The organism is Devosia sp. (assembly GCF_034675085.1).
GTDB lineage: Bacteria > Pseudomonadota > Alphaproteobacteria > Rhizobiales > Devosiaceae > Devosia.
Window position 1 is genome coordinate 20,996 of record NZ_JAUCDN010000007.1, and the last position, 6,773, is coordinate 27,768.

Here is a 6,773-nt window from a genome sequence, read left to right on the forward strand (position 1 = left end):
ATGGCAAACATCTCAATTCAGAACGTCACCAAGCGCTACGGCAATGCCTATACCGCCCTGAGCAATGTCTCCCTGGAGATCGAGGACGGCGAGTTCCTGGTTCTGGTCGGCCCCTCCGGCTGCGGCAAGTCCACGCTGCTGCGAATGGTGGCCGGGCTTGATACGATCAGCGATGGCGAAATCCGCGTTGGCGGCAAGGTCATGAACGACCTCCAGCCCAAGGACCGTGACATCGCCATGATCTTCCAGACCTATGCGCTGTTCCCACACATGACGGTCGAGCGCAATCTGGGCTTCGGTCTGCGCCTGCGCAACACGCCCAAGGCGGAGGCCGATCGACGCATCGCCGCAGCCGCGCAGACGCTGGGCCTCACGCCGCTGATGCAACGCTATCCCAACCAGCTTTCAGGCGGCCAGCGTCAGCGCGTCGCCATCGGCCGCGCCCTCGTCCGCAATCCTGTCGCCTTCCTGATGGACGAGCCTCTCGCCAATCTCGACACCAAGCTGCGGGTGCATATGCGCACCGAATTTGCGCGCCTGCGCGAGCAGCTCAAGACCACGACCATTTATGTGACCCATGACCAGACCGAGGCCATGACCCTTGGACACAGGGTTTGCGTCATGCGAGACGGACTGATCCAACAGGTCGATACGCCGGACAATCTCTTCTCCCGGCCAGCCAATATCTTCGTGGCCGGCTTCATCGGCTCGCCCGAGATGAATTTTGCCGAGGCCCGTGTGGGCGACGGCGTGGTGACGATCGGCAATATCGAGCTCCCCATTCCTGCCGGCACCAAGCTCGACCCCTATCTCGGCGGCAAGATCATCGTGGGAATTCGTCCCACAGATTTCCGGGCCGATGCCGGCTCGCAGGATTTCGTGCCCGTCACCGTCAAGGTCGAACTGGTCGAGAGGCTGGGCAGCGAAATCATGGTCGTCTTTCCCGTCCAGACGCCCACAATCAGGGCAGACCATTTCGGCGGCAATGAGGACCAGGGCGATGAAAGCCTCGCGCCTCGCCCAGGCAATGAGAGCCCTTTCACCGCACGTCTCGAAGGAAATACAAGCGTCTCGCTCGGCCAGAAGATCACGCTGGGCGTTCGCCGAAACGCGCTGCATTTCTTCGATCCGAGTAACGGAAAAGCCATCCGCTAGACGCCCTGCTCCGGCCACATGACCAGAAGGAATGCGGCATTGAAGGCACGCCAGTTTCCGCACATGAGGCAATCGACGCGAATTGCGCATGCGCCGATGGGAGCCAGGTGAGCAGGTACATGTTGTCGCGTTTGACACCAAAACCAAGCAAAGCCGACAGACCGCTCCCGGCTCCAAGTCCCTCGTTCGTACCCACATGGAGGATATTGAGGTCCCGGTCAGCAGGCCCATATCCGATGCGGCAGCAATTCCAGTCGGTCTTACGCGGCATCCTGATCTGGAATCGCCAGCTGCGGGGAGGCGCGGCAAGATGCGTGGCCGCCTCGGGTACATTGCTGGGCACAACGCCCGCCCGAAACGTCAAATACGCAATGAAATCAATGGATTGTGTTTGGCGGAGAGAGAGGGATTCGAACCCCCGATAGAGTTGCCCCTATGCCGCATTTCGAGTGCGGTGCATTCAACCGCTCTGCCATCTCTCCGCGAGATCGAAAGGGCGCGCAGGGCGGCCCGGCTGGTCGATACGGGCGGGCTTATGGCATAGGCTCAAGCGGCTCGCAACACCTCTTATCGGCTTTTTGCTGCCGCGCGGGCCCATCACGATGTCGTGGCAGGCAAACGCAACGCCCCCCGTGGCCGTTAAGCGCGTGGATGTGAAAAGGAGGGAGCCATGCCACGCCGCCGCCACGTGCTTGCCGGACTTGCCAGCCTGCCCTTGATCGGCAAGGCTTTTGCCATCCTACCCACCCGAGCAGAGGAGCGTGCGGACATGCAGGGCGACAGAATTGCAGCAGGCCAGGCCGATATCATCGTCCATCCGGTCGAACATGCCAGTCTCGTGCTCGGCTTCGGGCCGCATATCCTTTATGTCGATCCGGTGGGCGGGACCGGGCTTTACCAGGGGCTGCCGGCCCCCACGGCCATTCTCATCACGCATGGGCATGGCGACCATTTCGACCTGCCCACGTTGAACGCGATCGCCGGCGCGGCGCCGATCCTGAGCAATGCCGATGTGTTCGAAAAACTGCCGGCGCCGCTCCAGGCCCATGCGACGGCACTGGCCAATGGCGAGACGGCCATGATCGATGGCGTTTCGGTCAGCGCCATTGCGGCCCACAACATCACGCCCGAGCGGTTGCGCTACCACCCCGAGGGGATAGGCAATGGCTATATCTTCACCCTCGGCGACAAGCGGGTCTATATCGCCGGCGACACCGAGCCCACTCCGGCCATGCTTGGGCTCACCGGCATCGGCCTGGCCTTCCTGCCGATGAACCTGCCCTATACGATGACGCCACAGGAAGCGGCGGCGGCGGTCAATGTCTTTCGCCCCGCCATCGTCTATCCCTATCACTACAAAGAGAGTGACCTGATGCTCTTTGCCGATGCGGTGGGGGCGCAGAGCCAGGTACGCCTGCGCGACTGGTATCCGCGGGGCGCCGGCAACGCTTGACTCGGCGGGCATTTGCCCCGATAAGCACCGGCGAATGCGCGCTGGCTGGTCCGGCGCGCCTTCTTCGTTTGACAACGCTGTTCGAGGCTGCCCGCCGGTTTCTGCCGGCAGCATGTTCGAAGACCGCAGGCTTGATGGGCTTTGCCTGCGGCGCCACAGGGCGCGACACAAAGGGACCGGGCGTTTGACGCTCCCGGTTGAATGATGACTTTCGCCGTAATCAAGACCGGTGGCAAGCAGTACAAGGTTGCCGCCAACGACGTTCTCAAGATCGAAAAGCTCGATGCCGAAGCCGGCACCATCGTCACCTTCGACCAGGTGCTAATGGTGGGCGACACCGTGGGTGCCCCGCTGGTGGAAGGCGCGCTGGTTGCCGCCGAGCTGGTCGAGACCAAGAAGCAGAAGACGGTCATCGTCTTCAAGAAGCGCCGCCGGCACAATTCGCGCCGCCGCAACGGCCATCGCCAGTTGCTCTCGACCGTGCGCATCACCGAAATTCTGACGGGCGGCGCCAAGCCGACCATCAAGGCCGCCGCCGCTGCCGACAAGACCGAAGCGGTCGCCGAAAAGGCCCCGGCCAAGAAGGCCGAGCCCAAGGCTGAAGCCAAGGCCGAAACGGAAGCCAAGGCGCCCGCCAAGAAGGCCGCGCCGAAAAAGGCTGCCGCCGAGAGTGAAGCCGCCGCTGAAAAGCCGGCGAAGAAGGCCCCGGCCAAGAAGGCCGAACCCAAGGCCGACAAGGAATAAGGAGCACCAGAGATGGCCCATAAGAAAGCAGGCGGTTCGTCCCGCAACGGTCGTGATACGGCCGGCCGTCGTCTCGGCGTGAAGAAGTTTGGCGGCGAAGCCGTCATCGCCGGCAACATCATCATCCGCCAGCGCGGCACCAAGTGGCATCCCGGCTCGGGCGTCGGCCTGGGCAAGGACCACACCATCTATGCGCTGGTCGACGGTTCGGTCTCGTTCCGCACCCGCGCCAATGCGCAGGTCTTCGTGTCCGTCATCCCGGCAGAGGCCGCCGAATAACCCGGCCGGCTTTCCGAACCCGCCGGCGACCCGTTCCCCGGCCCAGTTCGCAAGACGATATTGCAAAGGGGAGCCGGCCCGCCGGTTCCCCTTTTTGTTTTCGAGCAGACCCGTAATGGACAGCATCAGGCCCCGCCTTCCCCAAACGCTGACGACGGACCGCCTGGTGCTGGCCACCCCCAGCCTCGCCCATGTGTCCGAAATGGCCATGCTCGCCAACAATCCGGCCATTCACCAGGTGCTGTCGCGCCTGCCCCATCCCTATGGAGAAGAGGATGGCCGGCTCTTCGTCGAGACCATCGCCCGGGGGCCTGAGGAATTTGCCTGGTCCATCCTGCTTGAGGGGCGCTATATCGGCACGGTGGGCCTGCATTTTCCGGCCGGCGGGCCGCCCGAGCTGGGCTATTGGCTGGGCCAGCCGCATTGGGGCCGGGGCTATGCCACCGAAGCGGGGCGCGCCGTGGTCGAGGCGGCCCGGCAGGCCGGTGGCTCGGTGCTGCGCGCCCTGGTGCTGCCCACCAATGCCGGCTCGCGTCACGTGCTGGAAAAGCTAGGCTTTGCCCAGATCGGCACTCTCACCCACGCGTCCGGCACACTGGCCGGGCAACGATCGCTGCTGGTGGAACGCGATCTGGAAAAGGGAGGACCGGCATGATCCCCGTGCTGCGCACCGCACGCTTCATCCTGCGCCAGCCGCAATCGGGCGATGACGAACCCATTGCCCGTTATCTCAACGATTTCGAGGTGGCGGGCAATCTGGCGCGGGTGCCGTTTCCATATCGGCTGAGCGATGCGCGGGCCTGGCTGCGCACGCGCCTGCCCAATCTGCCGGTGGAAGAAACCTGCTTCGCCATCGCCCTGCCCGAAGCCGGCATGGTCGGCCATGTCGGCTTTCACCGCGGCGCCGAGGGGCCGGTCATCGGCTATTGGCTGGGGCGGCCCTTCTGGGGCCAGGGGATCATGACCGAGGCGGTCAGCGCCGCCATCGACTGGTTTTTCGAGGCGTCGCGAGCCGAGGCGCTCTATTCGGGCGTCTTTCACTTCAACGCCGCCTCCTTCGCCATTCAGAGCAAGCTCGGATTCGTCGAAACCGGGCGCTCGCACCTGCTCTGCCTTGCACGCGACGCCGAGGTGGAGCATATCGACACCCAATTGACCCGCACCACCTGGAAGGCCAGAGACAGATGAAATTCCTCGACCAGGCCAAGGTCTATGTTCGCTCCGGCGACGGCGGTGCCGGCGCGGTCAGCTTCCTGCGCGAAAAATTCGTCGAATTCGGCGGCCCCAATGGCGGCAATGGCGGCCGGGGGGGCGATGTGGTGGTCGAATGCGTCGATGGGCTCAATACGCTCATCGACTATCGCTACCAGCAGCACTTCAAGGCCAAGACCGGCATCCATGGCATGGGCAAGCTGCGCACCGGAGCCGATGGCGCCGATGTGGTGCTGCGCGTGCCGGTGGGCACGCAGGTGTTCGAGGACGACAACGAAACCCTGATCGTGGACATGACCGAGGTGGGCCAGCGCGTGGTGCTGCTTTCGGGCGGCAATGGCGGCTTCGGCAATGCCCATTTCAAGACCAGTTCCAACCAGGCGCCCCGCCGCGCCAATCCGGGCCAGCAGGGCACGGAAAAATGGGTCTGGCTGCGATTGAAGCTCATCGCCGATGCGGGGCTGGTCGGCCTGCCCAATGCCGGCAAATCCACCTTCCTCGCCGCCGTTTCGGCGGCCAAGCCAAAAATTGCCGATTATCCCTTCACCACGCTCCACCCCAATCTGGGCGTGGTCAGCATCGGTGAGCGCGATTTCGTTCTGGCCGATATTCCCGGGCTGATCGAGGGGGCCAGCGAAGGCGCGGGGATCGGCGACCGGTTCCTGGGCCATGTCGAGCGCTGCGGCGTGCTCATCCACCTGATCGATGGCACGCAGGAGGATGTGGAAGGGGCCTATGCCACCATTCGGGGCGAATTGGCCGCCTATGACGAAATCCTGGCCGAAAAGCCCGAACTGGTGGTGCTCAACAAGATCGACGCCATTCCCGCCGAGGAGCTGGCCGACAAGATCGCCCGGCTCGAAGCCGAGAGCGGAGCCGAGGTGCTGACCGTTTCCGGCGTCAGCCACCAGGGCATCGACAAGGTTCTCTATGCGGTGCTGGCCGTGCTCGACGCCGAGCGCGCCGAGGCCGAACAGGCCCGGAGCCGCCAGAATCAGCCGAACTGGACCCCCTGATGAGCGCCAATATTCTTGCGCCCTATAAGCGCATCACCATCAAGATCGGCTCGGCCCTTCTGGTCGACAAGGCCGGCCGGCTGCGGGCCGAATGGCTGGCGCAACTGGCCGAGGACCTGGCGACCCTCAAGGCCGGCGGCTGCGAGGTGGTCATCGTCTCCTCCGGCGCCATCGCGCTGGGGCGGGGCCTTTTGGGGCTTTCGGCGGTGGCGCTGACGCTGGAGCAGTCCCAGGCCGCCGCCAGCGCCGGGCAGATCGCGCTCAGCCAGGCCTGGGCCGAGGCGCTGGGCCGGCATGGCATCGTCACCGGCCAGATTCTGATCACCCCCAACATCACCGAAGAGCGGCGCTATTATCTCAACGCCCGCACCACCATCGCAACGCTGCTGGGGCTGGGGGCGGTGCCGATCATCAACGAGAACGATTCGGTGGCCACCGCCGAAATCCGCTATGGCGACAATGACCGGCTTTCGGCCCGCGTCGCCACCATGATCGAGGCCGATTGCCTGGTGCTGCTCAGCGATATCGACGGGCTCTACACCGCCCCGCCGGCCAAGGATCCCACCGCCACCCATCTGGGCGAGGTCAGGGCCATCACGCCCGCCATCGAGGCGATGGCCGGGGGTGCCGCCAGCCATCTTTCGCGCGGCGGCATGACCACCAAGGTCGAGGCCGGCAAGATCGCCACCCAGGCCGGCACCGCCATGATCATCGCCAAGGGCACCGAGAGCCATCCCCTGGCCACCCTGATGGCCGGCGGGCGCCATACCCTGTTCCATCCCGCCCACAGCCGGGCGCAGGCGCGCAAGCGCTGGATCATGGGCACGCTGGCCTTGGCCGGCACCTTGCAGGTCGATGCCGGCGCGGCGCGGGCGCTGCTGACCGGCAAGTCGCTGCTGCCGGTGGGGGTCACC

8 protein-coding genes and 1 tRNA gene are annotated in these 6,773 nt (G+C 64.7%); 8 read left to right on the forward strand and 1 reads right to left on the reverse strand.

Annotation, left to right across the window (positions count from 1 at the left end; translation table 11 throughout):
• The gene (locus tag VDP82_RS01235; protein ID WP_323013015.1) at window positions 1-1,155 is read left to right on the forward strand and encodes a sn-glycerol-3-phosphate ABC transporter ATP-binding protein UgpC; all 1,155 of its coding nucleotides are present in this window, start codon (window positions 1-3) and stop codon (window positions 1,153-1,155) included.
• Between the two features lie 392 nt (window positions 1,156-1,547).
• Here VDP82_RS01235 and VDP82_RS01240 read toward each other — a convergent pair.
• Window positions 1,548-1,637 (reverse strand) — tRNA-Ser (locus VDP82_RS01240).
• Window positions 1,638-1,825: 188 nt separating this feature from the next.
• Here VDP82_RS01240 and VDP82_RS01245 point away from each other — a divergent pair.
• From VDP82_RS01245 to proB, 7 genes are all read left to right on the forward strand, one after another.
• Complete coding sequence (locus VDP82_RS01245; RefSeq protein WP_323013016.1) at window positions 1,826-2,608, forward strand: MBL fold metallo-hydrolase; 783 nt, start codon at window positions 1,826-1,828, stop codon at window positions 2,606-2,608.
• Window positions 2,609-2,812: 204 nt separating this feature from the next.
• On the forward strand, window positions 2,813-3,352 hold the full coding sequence (gene rplU / locus VDP82_RS01250; RefSeq protein WP_323013017.1) for a 50S ribosomal protein L21: 540 nt from the start codon (window positions 2,813-2,815) through the stop codon (window positions 3,350-3,352).
• 12 nt (window positions 3,353-3,364) lie between these two features.
• On the forward strand, window positions 3,365-3,631 hold the full coding sequence (gene rpmA / locus VDP82_RS01255) for a 50S ribosomal protein L27 (protein WP_323013018.1): 267 nt from the start codon (window positions 3,365-3,367) through the stop codon (window positions 3,629-3,631).
• Between the two features lie 115 nt (window positions 3,632-3,746).
• A complete protein-coding gene (locus VDP82_RS01260; protein WP_323013019.1) occupies window positions 3,747-4,286 on the forward strand; it encodes a GNAT family N-acetyltransferase in 540 nt (179 codons plus the stop codon).
• Entirely contained in the window at window positions 4,283-4,819 is a 537-nt protein-coding gene (locus tag VDP82_RS01265) for a GNAT family N-acetyltransferase (protein ID WP_323013020.1), read from the forward strand. Before VDP82_RS01260 ends, VDP82_RS01265 begins: the two co-directional genes overlap by 4 nt.
• Entirely contained in the window at window positions 4,816-5,859 is a 1,044-nt protein-coding gene (gene obgE / locus VDP82_RS01270; RefSeq protein WP_323013021.1) for a GTPase ObgE, read from the forward strand. Before VDP82_RS01265 ends, obgE begins: the two co-directional genes overlap by 4 nt.
• Window positions 5,859-6,773 (forward strand): glutamate 5-kinase (gene proB / locus VDP82_RS01275; RefSeq protein ID WP_323013022.1); only part of this gene is annotated, 915 nt, incomplete at its 3' end. The genes obgE and proB, both read left to right, overlap by 1 nt.